We start from the raw sequence: 20,859 nt of genomic DNA on the forward strand, positions 1-20,859 counted from the left end.
TGGACAATCAGTTCCAGCGGCGGAAGATCAACGAAGTGTTGACGCCGCCAAACGCGAAGTTGTTGTTCATCACATAGTCATTGCACAGGTAGCGAGGCTCGCCGCGCAGGTAGTCCAACTCGCCGCACAGCGGATCGACGTTATCCAGGTTGAGCGTGTGGACGTACTGGTCACGGTTCATCATTTCGATGCTGAACCATGATTCCAGTGCTCCGCAAGCGCCCAAGGTATGACCGAGGAAGCTTTTTTGCGAGCTGATAGGCATCTGTGCGCCGAACAGCTTATTGGTGGCCAGCGTCTCGGCGATGTCGCCTTGTTCGGTAGCGGTACCGTGGCCGTTGACGTAGCCAATGGCTTTCGGCGACAGATCGGCATCTGCCAGTGCCAATTCCATCGCCCGGCGCATGGTCGACTCTTCAGGCCGGGTCGTGTGCTGGCCATCGGCATTGCTGCCGAACCCGACGATCTCGGCGTGGATGGTCGCGCCGCGCGCCAACGCATGTTCCAGCTCTTCGAGCACCAGCATGCCGGCACCTTCGCCAATGACCAGGCCATCACGCGCGCTGTCGTAGGGGCGCGGACTAAGGTGCGGGGTATCGTTTTTCAAGCTGGTGGCGTACAGCGCATCGAAGACCATCGCCTCGGTGGGGCACAGCTCTTCCGCGCCACCGGCGAGCATCATCGGCAGGCGACCGAACTTGATCGCCTCGTAGGCATAGCCGATGCCCTGACTGCCACTGGTGCAGGCGCTGGAGGTCGGGATCAGGCGGCCCGTCAGGCCGAAGAAGATGCTGATGTTGGCCGCGGTAGTATGCGGCATCATACGCACATAAGAGTTGGCGTTGAGGCCGTCGGCTACGGAGTTGAGCAGCATGTTGCCGAACGCCTTGATTTCCTCGGTGCTGCCGGTGGACGAGCCGCAAGCCACGCCCATGCTGCCGTCGCGGATGCTCGGATCATCAAGCAGGCCTGCGTCGGTCAAAGCCCGCTCGGCGGCGGCTACGGCCAGTCGCGACACCCTGCCCATGCTGCGTAACTGCTTGCGGGTCCAGTGTCCAGGAACCGTGAAGTCATCGATAGGCCCGGCCAGACGGGTATTCAGTTCTTCGAAACGGTTCCATTCATCCATGCGCCGGATGCCGCTACGGTTGGCCGCGAAATTTTTCGAAATCGTGGCCCAGTCTCTGCCCAATGAGGTTATGCCGGCCATGCCGGTGATCACTACGCGCTTCATCAACACAGGCCTCCATTGACTGCGATGACCTGACGGGTGATGTACGCGGCTTCTTCGGACATCAGGAAATTCACGACACCGGCGACTTCTGCAGGGGTGCCCATGCGTTGCGCGGGAATCATTTTCAACAGTTCTTCGACAGGCACGTTTTCGTCCAGCATCGCTGTATCGATCAGGCCTGGGGCCACACAGTTGACGGTAATGCGACGTTTGCCCAATTCGATGGCCAAGGCCTTTGCGGCGCCGATCAAGCCTGCCTTGGAGGCGCTGTAGTTGACCTGACCACGGTTCCCGATCAAGCCCGAAACCGAGGTGATGCAGACGATGCGGCCCGGCGCGCGGCGGCGGATCATGGGCATGGTCAGCGGGTGCAGGACGTTGTAGAAACCATCCAGGTTGGTACGAATCACCTGATCCCAGTCGTCATCGGTAAGCGCCGGGAAAGCACCGTCACGGGTAAGGCCTGCATTGCAGACCACGCCGTAATAGGCGCCGTGAGACTCGACATCCTCAACGAGAGTTGCCGCGCAGGCGGCCCGGTCCGCAATGTCGAACTGCAATACCCGCGCCTGTTGGCCCAGGGCCCGGACGTGCTCGGCGACGGCGTCGGCCTCGCTGCGGCCGTTGCGACAATGCAGGACCAGATCGTAGCCAGCACGGGCCAGGCGCAAGGCGATAGCCTGGCCGATGCCACGGCTGGAGCCGGTGACCAGAATGGTGTCAGTCATGGGGAGACTCCTCAGGGCCCGCTTCGGCCAGGTAGCTGGCCGCCTGTGGCGGGCGGTACACATTCAGACGAGCGCTGGCATGAATGCCAGGGCCGCGCAGGTGACATTCGAACACTCCCATGCCGTTATCGTCTTCCAGCGACCGCAAGGCGTGAACCTGCAAAACGGTGTCGGCCGGAAAGTGTTCCACATTGCACTCGAACTTGCGCGTGCCGAGCAGAAAACCCAGCTCCACGTCTTGGCCAAGGCGGTGCGCGCGGCAGCCCGCGTAAGCCGCGACACTCTGGGCCATCAGTTCTATGCCGAGCCAGGCTGGCAGGCTACCGTCGGGGCGATTGAACAGGCCGCCGGAGCGAACCGTAAGGCGCGTATGAATCTGCTCGTCGTCGCAACTGTCGACCTCATCGATAAGGATCATGTCGCCAGCATGCGGCAGCAATTCGGCCAAGGACCAGGTGATCATGGGGTATCTCCGAGAATCAGGCTGATGTTGTTGCCACCGAAGGCGAACGAGTTGCTCATCAGGCGGCGCAGGCCCCTGGTGGGCAGGCGCTGGCTGCCATCGGCCAGATTGAGGGCGGGCAACTGCGGGTCGGCATGACCGTCCCATACATGAGGTACCAACCGCCCCTGCTGGTTTTCCCGGCTTAGGGTCAACCAGCAGAAAGCGGCTTCCAGCGCGCCCGCGGCGCCCAGGGTATGCCCGGTCATCGGCTTGCTTGAGGAGCACACCAGCGTATCGCCGAACAGCTGCTCTACGGCAAGGCTCTCCATGGCATCGTTATGTCGGGTGGCAGTGCCATGCAGGTTCAGGTAATCAATCTGTGTCGGAGCCAGGCCAGCATTCTTCAGGGCTTTGACCATGGCCTGGAAGGCGCCCTTGCCGCTGGGCTCCGGAGCCGAGATATGGTGCGCGTCGGAACTGGCGCCGACGCCGAGCAAAGCGATCGACTGACCCTCGCGTTGCGGCTCGCGACTCATCACGAACAATGCCGCCCCTTCGCCGATGTTGATGCCATCGCGGTTCGCCGAAAATGGATTGCATCGCTCTGTGCTGAGCGCCTCCAGTGCCGAGAAGCCGTTGAGAGTAAGGCCGCACAGGCTGTCTACTCCGCCGCACAGAACCGCGTCGCACAGGTTCAGGTCGAGCAGCCGACGAGCACTGAGCAGCGCCCTGGCGCTGGAGGTACAAGCTGTGGAGATGACATGAGCCGGCCCGCTGAGCTGCAGCCAGTCAGCCAGGAAGTTGGCCGGCGCGCTGAGCTCTTGCTCGACATAACGGTAATCTGCCGGAAACCGCTGGGTCTGAAGATACTGAGCGACACCGTCGGCGGCTTCTGCGATTCCAGATGTACTGGTGCCCAGGACGATACCGATACGGTGCCGACCATGACGCTCAATGGCCTGTCGGATGTCGGTCTCGATCTGCAGCGCTGCCGCATACAGCAGCTGGTTGTTGTGGCTCTGCGACTTGGGCAGGGGCAACTGCGGCAAGGGACCGACCACGGCGCCTACCGGAAGACGGCGGCCAGGTATCCAGCCATCCTGTAGCTGCATACCACTGCAGTCGCCGGCGAACAGTCGGCGCGCTACCTCTGCCTGGTCGCCGCCGAGCGTGCAGACCAGGCCAAGGGAATTGAGGTAGGCGGTCATGGCGCAGTCTCGCTAGGCAGGGGTCTGACTAGATAACGCAGGCCTTGCTCAAGGTTCAAGCTGAAGTCGTCGGCATGCCGATAGGTGACCTGCCAACGCGTTCCCAACCAGCGTTGGTTGCCCTGGTGTCGTGCCTGTGGATAAAGTTGCTGCAGATCTGCCTCGGGCGTCAGTGCAAACAACACGGCGGCGAACAGTTCGCGGGCCGCGGGATTGGGTGGCAGCAGACCATCGGTCTGCCATCGCTGCCTGTCGAGCAATTGTCGCGCCTGTGGAATACCCAGCAGATCGAGCAGCGACCAGCGTAACGTGCTGTCCTCGCGCTGGATCACCAGCAACCAGTCCTGGCGCTCACCGACTTGCTCACGCTGCACATGCAGCTGCATAGGCAGCGTCAATGGCGGCAACTGGCTGGGCAGCGGCGGGCGTGAGGCACAGGCACTCACCAGCAGCGCCGCGAGCACGAGCAAAATTGCTCTCATGGCTGCTCCACTCGTCGCTCGAGCGGCTTGCGAGCGACCACGTTGACCAAGGTTTCCTCGCGTTGGCCGACGGCGGGTGGCTTGCGCAAACCTAGCCGTTCGAGCAGGCCGAAATCTTGCGAGCGGCTCCACCAGAGGTAGGGAAACGACACGTTATGCGAGGCAAATGCGAAGCCCTGATCGCGCAGCATCTGAAGATACCGTGCAGCGCTCTTCTGTACGTGCATGGGGTGACGGAACAGCCAACGGATCACCCAGGTGTCGATGTACGCCTCGGTAGACTCGGCAAACAGCAGGTAACCACCAGGCTTGAGTACTCGGTAGAACTCGGCCAAGGCCTTTTCCTGCTCGACCAAGTGATGAAACGTCTGATGGCAGAACAGGATGTCCACACTGGCGTCGGCCAACTGCAGTTCTGCGCAGTCACTACCCAGCAACTCCACGCGAATTCCCTGGCGCTCTGCCTCCGCCGAACTCAGGGCGAGGCTGCGTGGGTCGGCATCGATTCCCACTAGACGCGAGGGTGCGAATACCTGCTCCAGATACTGGAATGACTTACCCTGGCCGCAGCCGGCGTCGACCAGCACCGGCGCAATGGGAGGTTCGTCCTCGAAAAGACCGCGCAGGTCGTTGATCGCTACTCGCAACACGTGATGCTGCCACGTGTGACTGCGCAGGAACCAGAAGCCGAAGCGCGTTTCCTCGACGTAAGTCTCACTGAGAAACGGTCCGTTCATGCTGGCGTCCTCGCGCAGATTTCGGCCAGGGTACGCAGGCGCCTCTTAGGTTCGGCGACGAAGGGGTTACGCAGGTCCCAAGCGTAACCGGCGAGGATCGAGCTGATCATGGCGCGGATCTCCGGCGAGCTGGCCGGATGGTAGATCACGTCCTGGAAACTGCCGTCGTACCAGCCCTCGACATAAGCCCGGAAGGTGTCCACACCGCGCTTGAGCGGCTCGGCGAACTCGCCCTGCCAATCTACCTGCTCACCCTGCAGTTGGCGATGCAACAGCCCCGCAGCCATGCTGGCCGACCGCATGGCGATGGTTACACCCGAGGAAAACACCGGATCGAGGAATTCGGCGGCATTGCCCAGCAGCGCAAAGCCTGGTCCATGCAGCGCCTTGACGTTGGCCGAATAGCCGCCGATGGTCCGCGCTGGGGTGTCCCAGACTGCGTTGCCGAGTACCTTGCGAAGGCTGGGTGTCTGTTCGACGAACTGCTTGAGGCAAGCATCGAGGTCCTGGGGCGCGACCTGGAAATGTTCGTCGGCGGCGACCACGCCCAGCGAACAGCGGCCATCGCTGAAAGGGATGGTCCAGAACCAGATGTCGCGGTGCTGGGGGTGGGTGGTGATGAGGATTTTATCGCGATCGAATGACGGGGCGCTGATGCGGTCTTCGATATGGGTAAATACTGCCCGACGCGCCGGGAAGTTCGATGGTGCCTCAAGGTCAAGCAGGCGCGGCAGCACCCGTCCGTAGCCGCTTGCATCGAGGACGAAAGCGGCTTCGACCAGGTATTCGCTGCCATCGAGACGCCGGGCACGGAGCAACGGTCGCTCGCCGCTCATGTCGGCGCTGATGATCTCGTGCTCATAGCGGATTTCTACGCCCTGGGCCTCGGCCTGATCGGCCAGTAGCTGGTCGAAGCGCGCACGCTGAACCTGGAAGGTGCCGGGCTTGCCTTGGGTAAAGGTCTGGCCGAAATCGAAGTCCGAATATTCCTCGCCCCAGGCGAACGCGGCGCCGTTCTTGTGCTGGAAACCGGCCGCTTCGAGGGCTTCAAGCATACCGGCTTCTTCGACGAAGTCCAGGCAGTGGGCTAACAGGCTTTCACCAATGGAAAACCGCGGAAAGCGCTGGCGCTCGAGGATCAGCACATCGTGGCCGTTGCGCTTGAGCAAGGCGGCGGCGATGGCACCGGAAGGGCCGGCGCCAATGACCAGTACCCGGCGTTTTTGCAATTCAGTGTTCGGCATGATGCCTCCTTGGCGTTGGCGCAGTGGTCAGGGGAATTCGGTGCAGGCCGGCCAGTGCAGGCATCAGAGTGGCGACCAGGCTCATCAGCATCAGGGCGAAATACAACGCCGGGCTGATCAATTGCTGTTGCAGCAGCAGGTTGAGAAAGATGATTTCGCTCAAGCCTCGAATGTTCAGCAGCAGGCTCTCGCGCCACTTGCTGGCGCCGACGAACGAGGGTGTAGCCCAGCTCAGACCCAACCAGTTGCCTAGCAGCTTGCTGACAATGGGCAGCACCAGCAGCGCCCCGAGCTGCAGGGCGTCGAAACCCTGCAGAGCCTGGTGAATATCGATTTGAACGATGCCAAAGGTAAGTATCAGCGGGATCGCCACGGTGTGCTGCAAGCGGCGGTTCCACAGAGCCGGAATAGGCAAGCACATCGGTACCTCGAGCCGGCTCAGGCAAGCCAGATAACCGATGCCGAAGATCAACGCGTTCAGCCGGTAATGTTCGCAAATGAACAGCAGGACAAAGAACAGCAGGCTATAGGCGCGTGGTGCGCGCAAGCCCAGCGCATGCAGGGGCAGTACAAGAAAGGCGCCGAGCAGTGGCAGAATCAGAGTGCTCGGTTGCAGGCTGCCTTGGCCAAGGCCCAGCAAGAGCCAGCAGAGCAGGTCGATAAGAATGGCCGATTGCATCAACCGACGACTGGCAGCCACTGGATAATCAATGGCCTGCAGGTATAGATAGAGCACCGGGATTGCTGTAATGGCGAACACCAATCCCAGAGCCAGGGTGCCGACCGGCGTTTGCTCGGATAGCAGAAACAGGGCGCAGGCGGTGCCGCAGGCGAACGGGACAAGAAAGCTGGGCAGGGCGATCTTGAGACTCTGCGGATCAAAGCGCAATTCCACGACATCCGTGAGAATGTGCCCGAGCAACAAGGCGAAGCCAAGGCCGTACATAATCCTCAGCCAGGTCGGTGCGACCAGTTCAGCGCCGCTGAGCTGCCAGTGCGGCTCGACCCAGAACAACATCAGTAATGGCAGGCCCAAGGTGGCGAGCAGTAACTGACTGACGATGGGGATCAGGCCCAGGCGCTTGCCGACCGTGCTGGCAACCAGGAATAACACAAAAGCAAAGGCCCAGAATAGGAACACAGTCATGGCTGATGCGCTCCATCGCGATGGGCCGCCCAGGGTGCCAGGAGGAAACTGAAAACAAGGCCCAGGCTTACCGCCAGGCCGAAATGACTCACTGCCGGGGTGCTCGACAAACCGAGCAGGCCAAAGGACAGCCAAGTGGTCAAGGCGGCTAGCAAAGTGCCCAGCAAGCTGACGGCGGCACCGCCGACCTGCTCGTGCATGAGGATCGCGTAGTCGACGCTTATCGCCGTCACTAGCAAGAGGCCGAATACGCCGAACAGGGTCAGGGGCTGACCAAGCCAGCCAAGGCTGGCCAAGCTACAAAGGGCAGCGAGCAATGGCAGGGTAACGATGCGTAGAGCGCTGTTGAAGCCGAAGGGTAGCGCCAGCAATATCAAGATCAGCGCGCAAGACAGCAGTTTCAGCTCTGCGGCGCTGACCTGCGTGGCCGCGAACAGCTGGTTCAACTCGCCAAGGCGGTCGACCAGTTGCACGCCGTCCAGCGCTTGGGTTTGCAAGCGCAGCAATGATGAATCGGCCTGACCTTGCAGACTGACGATCGTCGCCACGCCCGTCCCATCCTTACCTAGCCACAGAGGACGCCAAGCTTCACCCAGCGGCCCTGCCAATACAGGATCGATGCCCATCGTTGGCAGTGCCTGCAAATGCTTCAGTTCCGCTACCAGCGCCTGTTCAGGCACGCCCAGCGCCAGCAACGGCTGCCAGTGTTCTGGCAGGCCGCTCACGGCCTGGCGTGCCTGCAGTTGCCGCGCAGGGCTGGCGACCAATTGGCTAAGCGACATGTAGCCCTTGAGCTTGCCCTGCGCAACCAGCTCATCGAGCCGGCCGTCCAATACTTGCAAACGATCGAGCAACTGCTCCTGATCGCCTGCGCGAACAAGATAAAACTGGCTGGTGGGTTGATAGCCGGTGATCCGTGCCACAGCTCGGGCTTCTTCGAGCAACTGCACAGGGCTTCCAACCCACTGGCGGATGTCATTATGACTATTGAGTTTCCAGACTCCGGTTGCGCAGAACAGCAGTAGCAAACCGAGCAGAACCGTGCTTGAAACCTTCTGTAAGAGGCGATGGCGTAGTTCTATCAGTCTCTGGGCGAGGTCCAGCGGCCATTGTGCCGGTTTCAGTTCGACTTCCTTGAGCAGCGTCGGCAGCAGACACACTGCACACAGGTAGGCACCAATCAGTCCCGTAGCGGAGAACGCAGCTATCTGAGTCAGCGCAGGAAAAGGAGTCCACGCCAGCGCTAGGTAACCTATGCAGCTGGTGGTCAGGCTCAAGCTTAAGCCGGGCAGAGTCAGGCGCAGCGCTGACCAGCTGTGCCAGGGGCGCAGGCTCCAACTCTTGGACAGGTAATGCAGGGGATAGTCGATGGCAACGCCGATCAGGCTAGAGCCCAGTACCAGGGTCATGACGTGCATCTGACCGAACAGCGCCACGCAGGCCACGCTACCGAACAGCATCCCGACCAGGACCGGCACGAAAGCCAATAGCACCTGCCAGCGACGAAAAGCCAGCAGCAATAGCAGAAGGATCCCGAGTGTGGCGCCGCCCCCGACCCAGGTTATTTCCTGACTGGCCTGGCGCTGGCCATTGGCGGCATACAGCAGGCCGCTGGCCGCCAGCAATCGCGCGCCGACTGTATCGCTCTCGATGCGGCTGCTGGCCAGTAGGTCGGCAACCTCCAGCGGCAAGCGCATGTCGAAAGCATTACCTAAAGTGCGAGCGCGCAGTAAAACCCAATTCCGGCCGTCCGACTCGGCGACCAACGCACCGCTGGCAGTGTCTAGTTGCACGTTGGCGGGTCTTGGTTGGCTTTCCTGGATACGTCCGGTCAAACCTAGCCAGTCATCCTGACTGGCGACCAGGCTGACCCCGGCGAAGGGATCGAACAGACTTTTGATTCGTTGTTCGATGAAGCGCTGGGGCTGCTCGATCAATTGCTTGCGGTCTGCCGAGGAGAGCATCGCCAGGCGTCCCTGGAGCAGCTGCTGTCGTAGCGCCTGCAAGTCAGTCTGCAGGCTCCATTGGACCTTCTCGAACAGTCCGCTTGCTTGCCACTGTTCACCCAACTGGCGTGCCAGGTCCAGCGCGCGCTGGCGCTCGGGGTGTCCGACGAGAACCAGAATTTCGCGGTTCAGCGGCTCCTGTATGCGCTGCTCGGCGCGTTGCACGGTCGGGTCCTGTGTGGCACCGGGGACCAAGCTCATCAGGTCGGCCGTCAGCGGTGCGCCGCTGTGCCATTGCCAGCCCGCAATGGCGAGCGCCGCCAGCAGCAATGCCAGGAACAGACGCGGTAGCAGACGCTCATTCAACAAGATCACGTTGCTCCACGTCGTTCAAGCGGTCAGCGCTGCTGCTCTGCGGCATACGCAAGACGGTGCTGTCGCCCTGCGTTTCTCGCAGCACGATCCGCTCGACGAAATCTGCGCCGGTGATATCGATGCGTGTGAAGATTTGCTTGAGCAACAGCGAGCGCGGTATCAGGCGCAACTGCCAATGCGCGGCATCGCCTTGCAAGCTCAGTTCGAAATCGCGCTCAAGGCCACTGCTGTCGCCCTGCAGAACCGCGAAGAACAAGCGATTCTGCTCGGCTGCGGTACTTTTGCCCGGTAGTGTCTGCCAGCCATTGGGGTCGCGGCGAGCGATGCCTTTTGCATTGATCCGATAATCCTGCTGCAGTGGCGTCTGCAGCCGCCACAGCAGGCCATGGTCGCGGGCCAGGACAAAGTGTCCTTTGCTCAGCAGCGGCTGCGGTAGCGCGCGCAGGTGTTTCTCCTGAACGAACGGGCCCTGGATCACGGCCGGTGCACTCAATTGTCTTTGCAGGTCGTTCATGTCGAACGCCAGCGCCAGCGGGCTGACCATCAGCAGCAGGCAACCCAGGCTACGCAGCAAACGGCTCATGTCAGTACTCGCTGAACGGCGTCGAGTAAAACCTGGGGCGATGCCAGTTGCATCTCATTGCTGTCGATCTTTACCGCGACCTGTATCGAGCTTGCACGCGTCATGCGCTCACCGCTTGCGGCATCGCTGATCAGGTAGTTGATCTTCAGGCGATTCTCCCATTCCACGAGGCTGGCGCGCACCGTCAGGCGTTGGCCGAAGATGGCGCCGCGGATATAGCGCACTTGCAGATCGATCACAGGCCAGGCATAGCCTGATTCGCGCATCTGCAGGTAGTTGTGGTCGAGGCTGTCGAGCAGCGCGCAGCGGGCAACCTCCAGGTACTTGACGTAATGGCCGTGCCAGACGATGTGCATGCTGTCGACGTCGAAGAAGGGCACGATGACCACGGTGTCGAGGTGGTAGACGCCTGCCTTACGCATGCAGCCTCCAGTGCCGTTCGGCAATACGTGCAAGGCACAGGCGCAGGTCTGCTTCCAGTGCGCGGTCTTCGACGACCGGGGCGAAGTCTTCCAGCAGTTGCCGGTGCATGTGCGCCAAGGCTGCCGGTAACGATCGCGCATCGGCTTCACGTGCGCGCAACCAGACGCCCTGGTTGGCGGCCAGCAAGCTCGCGGCGGCGACTTGTTCGGTCAGCTCCAGTACGCGCAGGGCGTCGCGAGCGGCGATGGTGCCCATGCTCACCTTGTCCTGATTGTGGCATTCGGTGGAACGCGAGAATACGCTGGCTGGCATGGTGTGTTTCAACGCTTCGGCAGTCCAGGCGCTGGCGCCGATCTGTACAGCCTTGAAACCGTGGTTGATCATGGCGCGTTCGGCGCTGGCGCCGGACAAATTGCTCGGCAGCCCATGGTTGTAACGCACGTCCACCAGCAGGGCCAACTGCCGGTCGAGAAGATCGGCGACATTGGCCACCAGCGTCTTCAAGCTGTCCATGGCAAAAGCGATATGTCCGCCATAGAAGTGTCCGCCATGCAGTACACGCTCGCCGTCGCCATCGATGATCGGGTTGTCGTTGGCGCTGTTGAGTTCGGTTTCGATGAAGCCGCGCAGCCAACCCAGGCTGTCGGCCAGCACGCCCAGCACATGAGGCGCACAACGTAGCGAATAACGATCCTGCAAACGGTGCAACGACGCGGTAGGTGCGTCGATGGCCAGGTCCTGGCGCAGCCAGGCGGCGACTTGTATCTGCCCAGGGTGCGGTTTGGCGGCGAACAAGCGCTCGTCGAAATGTTCCGGGTTGCCTTGCAGGGCGATGACGTTCAGCGCGGTGATTCGCGTGGCCAGCTTGAGCAGGTAGTCGGCGCGGGCGAAGGCCAGGCAGGCAAGACCGGTCATCACCGCGGTGCCGTTCATCAGGGCCAACGCTTCCTTGGGGCGTAGCACCAGCGGTTGCCAGCCTAGTTCGCGGTGCACATCGACGGCGCTGTGACGCTGGCCTTGGTAGAGCACTTCACGCTCGCCCGAGAGGGCGGCGGCCACATAGGACAGCGGCGTCAGATCACCGCTGGCTCCTACCGAACCCTCTTCAGGTATCAGCGGCAGGATGTCGTGCACAAGGAAAGCCTTCAGACGCTCCAGCAGTTCCAGGCGCACCCCGGAAACGCCATGACATAACGACTGCAGGCGCGCCGCGAGCACGGCGCGCGTCGACTGGGCGTCGAGCAGCCGTCCCAGGCCACAACCATGGAAGGTGTACAGATGACGCGGCAGGGCTTCGACATGTTCCAGTGGTACGGCTACCACGCACGAGTCGCCATAGCCGGTAGTGACGCCATAGATCACTCCTTCCTTGTCCAGCAAGGTTTCAAGGAACTGCGCACCACGAGCGATGCGCTGACGATAGGCGGGGTCATCCTGCAGCTGCGGGTCGGCCTGGCGCTGGGTCAGCGCGAGGATGTCCTCGATCGAGAGCGGCGATTCGCCGAAGGTTACAGGCTCATGCGTATGGGTCGTCATCGGACTTCCAGAACGGGTAGAAATTGAACCATTGCCTTGGCGCTTGCAGGCAATAGTGGCCAAGACGATCGGCATAACGTGAGGTCCATTCGGCGATTACCTGATCGCGCTGGCTACGGCGCCACTGCACACGCTGCGCGAAGGGTTCAAGGGTGACCTGATAGCGTCCCTGGTGCTTGAGGCAGAACAGCAGGTTGAGCGGACAGCCAAGCAGGCCGGCCAGCAACCAAGGCCCCTGAGGAAAGGCAGCCGGGTGGCCGAGGAAATCTACCTCGACGGTACGCGCGCCATGCAGCGGCACCCGATCACCCGCGATAGCCAGCCACTCGCCGCGCTCCAGGCGCTGACTCAGCTGGAGCATGATGGCCGGGTCCAGTTCGCTGACCTGGATGAGCCGCAGGTTGCTTGCGCCTGCCTCGCCCAGCAGGCGGTTGAAACGTTCGGCATGGCGAGTGTGCACCAGCACGTTCATGGTCACCTGCTCGCCCAGTTCGGCCAGGGCACGGCATACCTCCAGGTTGCCCAGGTGTGCACCCACCAACATCTGCCCGCGCTCACCGCGCAGTTGCTGGCGCAACTGACCGGGGTCGATGATCTCGATATCCTCGATGCCCAGTCTGCCGTTCCATACGTCGAGCTTGTCCAGCAGGGCTTCGGCGAACGCCATGAACTGAGTGAACACGTGCCAGTGACTGGGTGCTGGCACGCGCGCGCCGCTCCACTGCGACAGGCGCTGCTGATATTGCCAGGCGGCGCGCCGGGCGCGCCGACCAAAGAGGAAGAAATACAGCACGATCGCGTAGATCACTGGGCTGAGCAGGCGTCGGCCAAACAATCGCACCAGTAGCGCGGTGAGCTTCATCAGCCAGAAGCTGCCGCGTTCTTCATGGTTGGCCCAGTGTCGCTCTTGGCTGCTCATCCGCGCCACCGTCGCCAGAGAATCAAGGGTGCCCGCAGGAGCATGCCGAAGAACAGCTTGGTATGCATCTTCGAGATCAGTGCATTGTCGTGGAACAGGCGAAAGTGCGAGATTCCGTCCTTTGGGTAATGCACCCGGGTAGGCAACCAGCACATGGGCTGGTTACGCCAGGACAGGCGCACGAGAATCTCTGGATCGAAGTCCATGCGTCGCCCAAGCGCCACTGAGTCGATCAGCGCCAGCGTGGCGGGTAGGGGGTAGACTCGAAAGCCGCACATCGAGTCAGGGATGGCCAACGACAGACTGTTGATCCAAACCCAAACATGGGTCAGGTAACGAGCGTAAAGGCGCGCCTTGGGCACGCTGTCGTCGTATTGCGGATAGCCCCCTACCAGCGCCTGGGGGTGTGCCTGCGACTGCGAGATGAAGGAGGCAACGTCGGCCAGGTCGTGCTGACCGTCGGCGTCGACTTGCAGGGCATGACTGAAGCTCAGGCGACCAGCTTCGCGCAGCCCTGCCATCACCGCACCGCCCTTGCCCTGATTCTGCATGAGCTGGACCAGGAAAACCTGTGGGTGCTCCGCTAGCTGACGTAGCACCGTCGCGCACGCGGGGTCACTGGCGTCATCCACGAGTACGCAGGGCAAGCCGGCAGCCAACAGGTCAGAAACGACCGTGGGCACCGCATGCTCGTGGTTGTATACCGGAATCACCGCGCAGGGCTTATGCACTGGCAGCCTCCAGTACGATACGGCCACTGGAACAAGCTCGCCCGGCGCAGGTGTAGGTGAAATAAAGTTTATTGCGCTCATGATCGAAGCGCAGGGTCAAGTCCAAGGTATCGCCGGGGCGCACCAGTTGCTGGAACTTGAGTACTTCCATGCCGACGAAGCGTTGCTGGGCGCCGATCAGGGGGGCGGCCAGGGCAATTGCCCAGTCGATTTGGACTACGCCGGGTAATACGGGAGTCTTCGGAAAATGTCCTGTAAAGCAAGCGAGATCAGCCGGCACGCACAGGCGCATACGCAGCTGGCCGTCTTCGCAGGTTTCATCGAGTACTTCCGGCGCCATGCCGCGCGGCGCTTGCAACAAGTCCTGTAGTGCTGCCTGAGTGAGTTTGCCCTGGGTATTGAGCGGCAGTTGCCGCAACAGGCGCCAGCGCCGTGGCAAGGCCAGTGTTTCGCAGTGCTGGGCCAGATGTTGGCGCAAGGTCTCGAGCAAGGTACGACGGCCCAGGTTGCGCAGCGCGTGCATACCACTGGGCGTTAGCACCAGTAAGGCTCCAAGCGAGGCACGGCGCTCCTCGATCATGCCGAGCCGAACTTCGGCCACCCAAGCATGGCTGCACAAGGCCTTTTCGAGCATGGGCAGAGAAACGCGCTTTTCTTCCAGTTTGACGATGCGATCGACACGGCCGAGCAGTCGGAAGCGGCCATCTTTCTCGATCTCGATGGCATCAGCGCCCTGTTCCACCTGACCGGGCTGCAGGTAAGGGGAGATGATGCGCATGGTGCCCTGTGCGTCCGGTGTCAACTCGACGCCAGCGAATGGCTGCCAAAGGTTGTCGCCTTCGCGCCAGGCTATGCCGCCGGTTTCCGAGCTGCCGAGGATTTCCATCGGCCACTGGCCCAGCCGCTGTCGCAATGCCTGGGCGGCATTCAGTGGCAATGCGCCGCCGGAGGAAAACACTCGGCGGACATGGCTCAGGGCGGGCCAATCGAGGTTGTCGCTCATGCGCTTGAGTAGCGCTGGGCTAGCCACCCATGCGAACTGCGAATGTTGACGACTGGCGCGTTGCAGGTCTTCGGGAAAGGGCAGCTGGCGGCGGGTGAAGCCGCGCCCGGAGCACAGCGGCCAGAGTACCCGGAACAGCAGGCCATAGATGTGCTGGGTAGCGACGCTACCGATGATCCATGCATTGTCCAAGTCGCGGCCCCAGAGTTGTTCCAGGGCTGTCACTTCGTTGGCCAGCTGACGCAGTTGCTTGTCGATACGCTTGGGCTCACCGCTTGAACCGGAAGTGCACAGGCTGATCGTGCAACGATCGAGGTCAAGTTCCTGGACCGGCAAGGCCTCGGCGAACAACGCTTGCAGGTCGCAATCGCCAGGTGCATCGCTGAGCCAGAGGTCGACCTGCTCATGCCAGCGCTCACGCGTCTGCGCCTGCAGGTCGGCCGGCATCAGGACCTGAACGCCAGCACGCCATGCACCAAGCAGGGCAACGGCCAGCTCTCCGGCGTCCTCCAGATACACGGCCAGGCGCTGCACACCGCGCTGGCGCAAGCCGCCCGCCAGTTGTAGCGCCTGCCGGCAGAGTTCTGCATGGTCGAGCGCAGGCTCCAGGGTCACCGCGCGCGGCGCATCCAGCGGGCGCAGCAGGTGCTCAAGGTTGATCCATTTCATGAGCGTCCTCGCACATGTTGTCTTATCAGCCATTCGATGGCGAACAGCAGGCCCATCACGACATAGGCGATCAGGCCGTTGTATAGCGTCCACCAGCTCAAGGGTGCCCACAGGGTCAAGCAGGTGCCGATCAGGCCATTGACCAGGAAGAACAGGCTCCAGACCTGGGTCACGCGGCGGGTGTAGCGGATCGCCACGGGCGGCAGCTGCGGATCGCGCAGGCGCGCCAGGCGCTCGACGACCGGTGGCCCGTATTTCAGGCTGAGGCCAAACAGCACGAGCAGGAAGGCGCTGATCAGCACTGGATACCAGCGCAGCAACTGCGGGCTGTCGGACAGCGCGAGCACGCCACAGAACCCCAATGCCAGAACGGCCATCCACAGGCTGCCTGGGCGACGCGGAGTGCTCAGCGCGCGGGCCATCCACAGGACGCCGAGGAGCAGGCCATACTGCCAGGGAGCAAAGTGGGCCATCCCGAAATACACCGCGAACGGGTAGAGCAGACCGGCCAGAAGCAGGCCCAGGCCGATCAGTCGTTTCATGTCGTCGGGTTTACCAGGCGATAAACGGCTTCGACCACATCGTTGACGGTGCGCACCGATTTGAAATCATCGGCGGCGATCTTCTTGCCCGTCTTGCGCTTGATATGGTCGATCAGGTCGACGGCGTCGATGCTGTCGATCTCCAAGTCCTGGTAGAGATTGGAATCCAGAGTGATGCGCGCGGGGTCCTGTTCGAACAGTTCGACCAGAGCATCGCGCAGCGTGTTGAAGATGTCTTCACGGTTTTGCATGGTGCGGTCTCAGGCTGCCTGTCGGGCGGTGACGAAGGCCACGAGGCTAGCCACGTTAGTGAAATGGTTGCGAGTATCCTTGGCGTCGGCGTCGATCTTGATCCCGTAGCGTTTCTGGATCGCCAGACCCAGTTCGAGCGCGTCGACCGAGTCCAGTCCTAGTCCTTCGCCGAACAGTGTCTGGTCATCCTCGATGTCCTGAGCGCTGATATCTTCCAGGCCCAGGGAATCGATGATCAACTGCTTGATGTCGCGATTAAGTTCTTGCTGTGGAACGCTCATCTTCGGCGAGCTCCTTGGTGAAGTGCAGATGCAGAAAGTCGTTTAGCCGGCGCGATGCAAGCGGTGCCGGGCCCAGACTGATAAAGGTCTGTGGCTCGATATCGTTGCCCACGCTCAGGTGAAAGTGCACGCGTCGCAAAGGGATTCGGTACCAGGGCTCATTCTTGGTCAGAGTGACAGGAGCCACCGTGATGACCACTGGGGTGATGACCTTCGCACCGCGCAATGCAATCGAGGCGGCGCCACGATGGAAGGCCGGTGCCTGGCCGGGCGGAGTACGGGTACCTTCGGGGAAGATGATCAGCGTCTGGCCTTCCTGTAGGCTCGTCACGGCGGTATCGAGCATGTCCATGCTGCCATCATTGGCAATGTACTGTGCCTCCCTCACCGGACTACGGGTGAAGGGATTGACGAAAAGACCGTGCTTGACCACGCAGTTGGCTTGGCGCACCAGGCCGATAAGAAACACCACATCGATCAGCGTAGGGTGGTTGGCGATGATTATCTGACCTGGTCTGCCGAGGCGCTCACAGCCGGTGATCTCATACGTCAGGACACCGCTGGCAGACATGAAGCGGACAAACCGCCAGAACAGCCATCCGATGGTTTGACGAGCGCGGTGACGGTGACGGACCGCATCGCCGGGCAGACGGGACAATAGGGGAAATACCAATGCGCGCAGGCACAGGCCGCCTACACCGAACAGGAAAAAGCTCAGGGCCGTTGCCAGCAGTCGCCAGTAATAAGCATCGCGAGGCTTGCTCACGGCCGGTGCTGCCAATTCCATGTACAACGCTTCCCTGAGTGAATAAAACCGTTCTGGCCATTGAGCGTGGCGCGAAGCCAGCTCAGGGCATGGGGCAAGTCGGCTGCCGGTACATCAGCGGCAACACTCGAGCTCAATTGCCACTGTTTGCCAGGTGTCAACAACAAGCCCACGGCGTAGGCGAATGGTACGTCATCGATCCACTGACGGTACGCCGCCGGTGGCGCATCCTCGGCGATGATCAGCAGAACCGCCGGTGAACCATCATTCAACAGGCCCGCGGCCTCGAGCATGCCGTGCTCGAAACCGTCATCTGTTGCGGCAATGGCGGTCATTTCGCTGGTTTCACCGCGCATGATCGACCATAAGCCGATCACCGCGTTGTGCACTGACAGGCTGAACTGCGTGGGTGACAGAGGCTCTTGGCGGGCCAGCTCGCTGAGGATCGCGAAAGTGCGCGGGGTTTCGCCGTGACGCGAAACAAAGACCAGCGGTAACTTTTCAAGACCCTCAGCCAATGGCCAGCCCACGGCAAATGCCATCCGCGCCAGTGTGCTCAGGCGGCGGCGTTGCAAGGCGGGCAAGAACGAGACATCTGGCGCCTGCGTTACCGCCGAAGCCGAGACATTTCCTGTCGCCCATGCTTGCCAGTCGGCGCGCGTCTGCAGGCCTGGAGCCCAGGCACACCACTGGCTGATATTGACTGTGATCACAACGTTCTACTTCTCGCCCTGAGGGACTTCCTGGTCTTGGCAGTGACTCGGAAACGACCTGAAAGGCTGTGGTGTATTCGGCGAGTGGCGCGCATTATCCCGGTGCTTGGGGTGTGTAGCAAATACTGGTTACATATTGGCCATAGGATAAATGCCCTACAAAGCGTGAGGCAGGGCGGGTAGGCCTGTGAGAAATACCCGATAAGCGGTCTCACCAACCTACTGGTCGCCCTGCTACAGCCTTGAGCACGACAAGGCTGGTCACGCCGGCGTGACCACCACATACTCGCTTATCCCAGTCCAAGGAGGTCTTCCATGCGGCGCGTGGTATTCAATCAGAAAGGTGGTGTGGGCAAATCGAGCATTGCTTGCAATCTCGCGGCAGTCAGCGCTCACGAAGGCTACCGGACCCTGTTGATCGACCTGGATGCACAGGCCAATTCGACCCAGTACCTGACGGGATTGACGGGCGACGACATCCCGATGGGTATTGCCGATTTTTTCAAGCAGTCACTGTCCAGTGGCCCCTTCGGGAAGAAGAACAAGGTCGATATCTACGAGACGCCTTTCGACAACCTGCACGTCGTGACGGCGACGCCGGAACTGGCGGACCTGCAGCCCAAGCTCGAAGCCAAGCACAAGATCAACAAGTTGCGGAAGTTGCTCGACGAGCTGGATGAAGATTACGAACGGATCTATATCGACACGCCGCCAGCATTGAATTTCTACGCGGTGTCAGCGTTGATTGCCGCCGACCGGGTACTGATCCCTTTCGATTGCGACAGCTTTTCGCGTCAGGCGCTCTATGGGCTGTTATCGGAAATCGAAGAGCTCAGGGAGGACCATAACGAAGACCTGATAGTCGAGGGCATCGTGGTCAACCAGTTCCAGTCAAGAGCCAGCCTGCCTCAGCAGATGCTCGACGAGTTGCTGGCAGAGGGCTTGCCGGTGTTGCCGGTGTACTTGAACAGCTCGGTGAAGATGCGCGAGTCGCATCATGCGAGCTTGCCGCTGATACATCTGGATCCCAGGCACAAGCTGACGCAGCAGTTCGTGGAGTTGCATTCGTTTCTGGAGGAGGCTGGAACCTAGGTGTGACAGGATAGTTGGGGCGTGCGGCTTAGTTGTCCAGGTCCGTGCATCCAAGACCAGCGTGCAGGCTTGTGCTTTTCCTTGCCAGGCGAGTCCTTCGGCCTCGATCGCGGGGCAAGCCCGCTCGCCACCAGTGCGCGGTGTAGCTAATGCACATACCCGGTGGCGAGCGGGCTTGCCCCGCGATCGAGGCCGAAGGGCTCGCCTGGCAATACCAATGGACATTCAGCTTCGCCAGCGGTGGCTATTCAGAACCTGGGGCGTCCACTGCCTTCGATCCGCCCTCAACTCACGCCCTCATGACGAACAACTGATCTCCAGATGCTTGCCCCACTCCGGCGGCCGCTCCGCATAACGCTCCATCCCCACCTGCTCGTCGAACGGCGTGCATAGCACCTGATACAGACGCCGTACCTCGCTGTAATCGCCCGCTTCGGCCGCTTCGATGGCCCGCTGCGCCAGGTAGTTGCGTAGGATGTACAGCGGGTTGACCGCGTGCATGCGTTCACGCCGCCCGTTGGCATTTTCCGGCTCCCGTTGGCAGCGAGCCAGGTAATCCTCGGCCCAGCGATCGAAACCGGCAAGGTCTATGAAGTCGTCACGCACCACCTTGAGAGCTTCCTCGACCGGACGCTCGCCCAGCTTGCGGAAGAACAGGGTGTAATCCACCGCCCCGGTCTGCATCCGTTGCAACAGGGTTTCGACAAGCGCCAGATCATCGTCCTCGGCAGTCGTGAGGCCCAGGCGGCGACGCATCAAGTCGAGGTAGTGGGCCTTGTAGAGCGGCAGGAACAGTTCCAGCGTTTCCTTAAGCGCCTCGACCTCGATGAAAGGAGTCAGTGCCTGCGCAAGGGCGCTGAGGTTCCAGTGCGCGATAGGCACCTGGTTGCTGTAGCTGTAGCGCCCGCGGTCATCGGAATGGTTACAGATGAAGTTGGCATCGAAATCATCGAGGAAAGCATAGGGCCCGAAGTCGAAGGTGATGCCCAGGATGGACATGTTGTCGGTGTTCATCACGCCATGGCAGAAGCCATAGGCCTGCCATCGGGCAATCAGTTCGGCATTGCGTTCGACAATGGTGCGGTACATCGCGAGATAAGGCTGTTCGGCGTCCTGGCACTCGGGGTAGTGCAGCGTCAGTACATGGTCGATGAGCAGTTGCTGTTGCTCCGGCTGGCGCGTGTAATAGAAATATTCGAAGTGACCGAAGCGTATATGACTTTGTGCCAGGCGCAGGAGCATCGCCGCGTTCTCACGCGTCTCTCGCCAGACCGGCGTGCTCGAGCCGACCACGCACAGTGCCCGGCTGGTCGGTATACCCAGCGCATGCAGGGCTTCGGAAGCCAGGAACTCGCGAATCGAGGAACGTAGCACCGCGCGCCCATCGCCCATGCGCGAATAGGGCGTAGGCCCGGCACCCTTCAGGTGCAGGTCCCAATGCTCCCCTGCGTCGTTCAGCACTTCGCCCAGCAGCAGGCCGCGGCCGTCACCCAAGCGCGGGTTATAGGAGCCGAACTGGTGGCCGGAATAGACCATGGCCCTCGGATCGGCGTCTTGCCATAGCTTCTGGCCGCTGAACAATTCGGCGAATATCGGCAGCTCGGCCTGGGCCGGATCGAGGTCGAGCAGGGCCATGGCCGACTGGCTCGCGACCACCAGCCGCGGTTCGGCGATGGGTTCGGGCAACACCTGGGTGGAAAAGACATCGCCCAGGAGGGCGAAGCGGTTGTCGAAGGTCAGTTCGTCGAGGGCTTTCAACGGCCATCTCCTTGGGAATACGAGCGCATTCTGCGGGCCATGGCC

General features: G+C 61.4%; 22 protein-coding genes. 1 reads left to right on the forward strand and 21 read right to left on the reverse strand.

All coding sequences use genetic code 11. The features are described from left to right. Window positions 1–7: 7 nt before the first annotated feature. Genes G7009_RS11445 through G7009_RS11540 form a run of 20 tightly spaced genes read right to left on the reverse strand, consistent with a single transcriptional unit; the run spans window position 8 to window position 17,964 of the window. Window positions 8–1,234 carry a beta-ketoacyl-ACP synthase gene (locus G7009_RS11445; RefSeq protein ID WP_181130183.1) on the reverse strand — a complete coding sequence of 409 codons (1,227 nt, stop codon included), beginning with the start codon at window positions 1,232–1,234 and terminating at the stop codon, window positions 8–10. Next, entirely contained in the window at window positions 1,234–1,962 is a 729-nt protein-coding gene (gene fabG, locus G7009_RS11450; protein WP_181130184.1) for a 3-oxoacyl-ACP reductase FabG, read from the reverse strand. Before fabG ends, G7009_RS11445 begins: the two co-directional genes overlap by 1 nt. After that, window positions 1,955–2,425: an ApeP family dehydratase gene (locus G7009_RS11455; RefSeq protein ID WP_181130185.1), complete on the reverse strand. Its 471-nt coding sequence runs from the start codon at window positions 2,423–2,425 to the stop codon at window positions 1,955–1,957. The genes fabG and G7009_RS11455 overlap by 8 nt, the downstream gene beginning before the upstream one ends. After that, window positions 2,422–3,615 carry a beta-ketoacyl-[acyl-carrier-protein] synthase family protein gene (locus G7009_RS11460; protein WP_181130186.1) on the reverse strand — a complete coding sequence of 398 codons (1,194 nt, stop codon included), beginning with the start codon at window positions 3,613–3,615 and terminating at the stop codon, window positions 2,422–2,424. The genes G7009_RS11455 and G7009_RS11460 overlap by 4 nt, the downstream gene beginning before the upstream one ends. Continuing rightward, on the reverse strand, window positions 3,612–4,097 hold the full coding sequence (locus tag G7009_RS11465) for a hypothetical protein (RefSeq protein ID WP_181130187.1): 486 nt from the start codon (window positions 4,095–4,097) through the stop codon (window positions 3,612–3,614). Before G7009_RS11465 ends, G7009_RS11460 begins: the two co-directional genes overlap by 4 nt. Next, entirely contained in the window at window positions 4,094–4,834 is a 741-nt protein-coding gene (locus G7009_RS11470; protein WP_181130188.1) for a class I SAM-dependent methyltransferase, read from the reverse strand. The genes G7009_RS11465 and G7009_RS11470 overlap by 4 nt, the downstream gene beginning before the upstream one ends. Continuing rightward, on the reverse strand, window positions 4,831–6,078 hold the full coding sequence (locus tag G7009_RS11475; RefSeq protein ID WP_181130189.1) for an NAD(P)/FAD-dependent oxidoreductase: 1,248 nt from the start codon (window positions 6,076–6,078) through the stop codon (window positions 4,831–4,833). Before G7009_RS11475 ends, G7009_RS11470 begins: the two co-directional genes overlap by 4 nt. Further along, on the reverse strand, window positions 6,065–7,225 hold the full coding sequence (locus G7009_RS11480; RefSeq protein WP_181130190.1) for a sodium:proton antiporter: 1,161 nt from the start codon (window positions 7,223–7,225) through the stop codon (window positions 6,065–6,067). Before G7009_RS11480 ends, G7009_RS11475 begins: the two co-directional genes overlap by 14 nt. After that, on the reverse strand, window positions 7,222–9,546 hold the full coding sequence (locus tag G7009_RS11485; protein ID WP_375139549.1) for an MMPL family transporter: 2,325 nt from the start codon (window positions 9,544–9,546) through the stop codon (window positions 7,222–7,224). Before G7009_RS11485 ends, G7009_RS11480 begins: the two co-directional genes overlap by 4 nt. After that, complete coding sequence (locus G7009_RS11490; protein WP_181130191.1) at window positions 9,530–10,129, reverse strand: outer membrane lipoprotein carrier protein LolA; 600 nt, start codon at window positions 10,127–10,129, stop codon at window positions 9,530–9,532. The genes G7009_RS11485 and G7009_RS11490 overlap by 17 nt, the downstream gene beginning before the upstream one ends. Beyond that, window positions 10,126–10,551, reverse strand: a complete 426-nt coding sequence (locus G7009_RS11495) for an acyl-CoA thioesterase (RefSeq protein WP_181130192.1) — start codon at window positions 10,549–10,551, stop codon at window positions 10,126–10,128. Before G7009_RS11495 ends, G7009_RS11490 begins: the two co-directional genes overlap by 4 nt. Then, window positions 10,544–12,088, reverse strand: a complete 1,545-nt coding sequence (locus G7009_RS11500) for an HAL/PAL/TAL family ammonia-lyase (protein ID WP_181130193.1) — start codon at window positions 12,086–12,088, stop codon at window positions 10,544–10,546. Before G7009_RS11500 ends, G7009_RS11495 begins: the two co-directional genes overlap by 8 nt. After that, window positions 12,069–13,007: an LpxL/LpxP family acyltransferase gene (locus tag G7009_RS11505; RefSeq protein WP_181130194.1), complete on the reverse strand. Its 939-nt coding sequence runs from the start codon at window positions 13,005–13,007 to the stop codon at window positions 12,069–12,071. The genes G7009_RS11500 and G7009_RS11505 overlap by 20 nt, the downstream gene beginning before the upstream one ends. Continuing rightward, on the reverse strand, window positions 13,004–13,738 hold the full coding sequence (locus G7009_RS11510; protein WP_181130195.1) for a glycosyltransferase family 2 protein: 735 nt from the start codon (window positions 13,736–13,738) through the stop codon (window positions 13,004–13,006). The genes G7009_RS11505 and G7009_RS11510 overlap by 4 nt, the downstream gene beginning before the upstream one ends. Beyond that, a complete protein-coding gene (locus G7009_RS11515; protein ID WP_181130196.1) occupies window positions 13,731–15,410 on the reverse strand; it encodes an AMP-binding protein in 1,680 nt (559 codons plus the stop codon). The genes G7009_RS11510 and G7009_RS11515 overlap by 8 nt, the downstream gene beginning before the upstream one ends. Further along, on the reverse strand, window positions 15,407–15,952 hold the full coding sequence (locus G7009_RS11520; RefSeq protein WP_181130197.1) for a COG4648 family protein: 546 nt from the start codon (window positions 15,950–15,952) through the stop codon (window positions 15,407–15,409). Before G7009_RS11520 ends, G7009_RS11515 begins: the two co-directional genes overlap by 4 nt. Beyond that, window positions 15,949–16,203 (reverse strand): acyl carrier protein, encoded by a 255-nt coding sequence (locus G7009_RS11525; protein ID WP_181130198.1) that lies wholly within the window; start codon window positions 16,201–16,203, stop codon window positions 15,949–15,951. The genes G7009_RS11520 and G7009_RS11525 overlap by 4 nt, the downstream gene beginning before the upstream one ends. Window positions 16,204–16,212: 9 nt before the next feature. Next, the gene (locus G7009_RS11530; protein WP_181130199.1) at window positions 16,213–16,485 is read right to left on the reverse strand and encodes a phosphopantetheine-binding protein; all 273 of its coding nucleotides are present in this window, start codon (window positions 16,483–16,485) and stop codon (window positions 16,213–16,215) included. Continuing rightward, complete coding sequence (locus G7009_RS11535; protein WP_181130200.1) at window positions 16,460–17,272, reverse strand: lysophospholipid acyltransferase family protein; 813 nt, start codon at window positions 17,270–17,272, stop codon at window positions 16,460–16,462. Before G7009_RS11535 ends, G7009_RS11530 begins: the two co-directional genes overlap by 26 nt. After that, window positions 17,248–17,964 carry a beta-ketoacyl synthase chain length factor gene (locus G7009_RS11540; protein WP_181130201.1) on the reverse strand — a complete coding sequence of 239 codons (717 nt, stop codon included), beginning with the start codon at window positions 17,962–17,964 and terminating at the stop codon, window positions 17,248–17,250. The genes G7009_RS11535 and G7009_RS11540 overlap by 25 nt, the downstream gene beginning before the upstream one ends. Window positions 17,965–18,279: 315 nt before the next feature. Here G7009_RS11540 and G7009_RS11545 point away from each other — a divergent pair, with 315 nt between their 5' ends. After that, entirely contained in the window at window positions 18,280–19,056 is a 777-nt protein-coding gene (locus G7009_RS11545) for a ParA family protein (RefSeq protein ID WP_181130202.1), read from the forward strand. A 297-nt stretch (window positions 19,057–19,353) separates the two neighbouring features. On the opposite strand, the gene selO is transcribed toward G7009_RS11545, so the two are convergent. After that, a complete protein-coding gene (gene selO / locus G7009_RS11550; RefSeq protein WP_181130203.1) occupies window positions 19,354–20,814 on the reverse strand; it encodes a protein adenylyltransferase SelO in 1,461 nt (486 codons plus the stop codon). Window positions 20,815–20,859 lie beyond the last annotated feature (45 nt).

This window comes from Pseudomonas capeferrum (assembly GCF_013523055.1).
Lineage (GTDB): Bacteria > Pseudomonadota > Gammaproteobacteria > Pseudomonadales > Pseudomonadaceae > Aquipseudomonas > Aquipseudomonas capeferrum_A.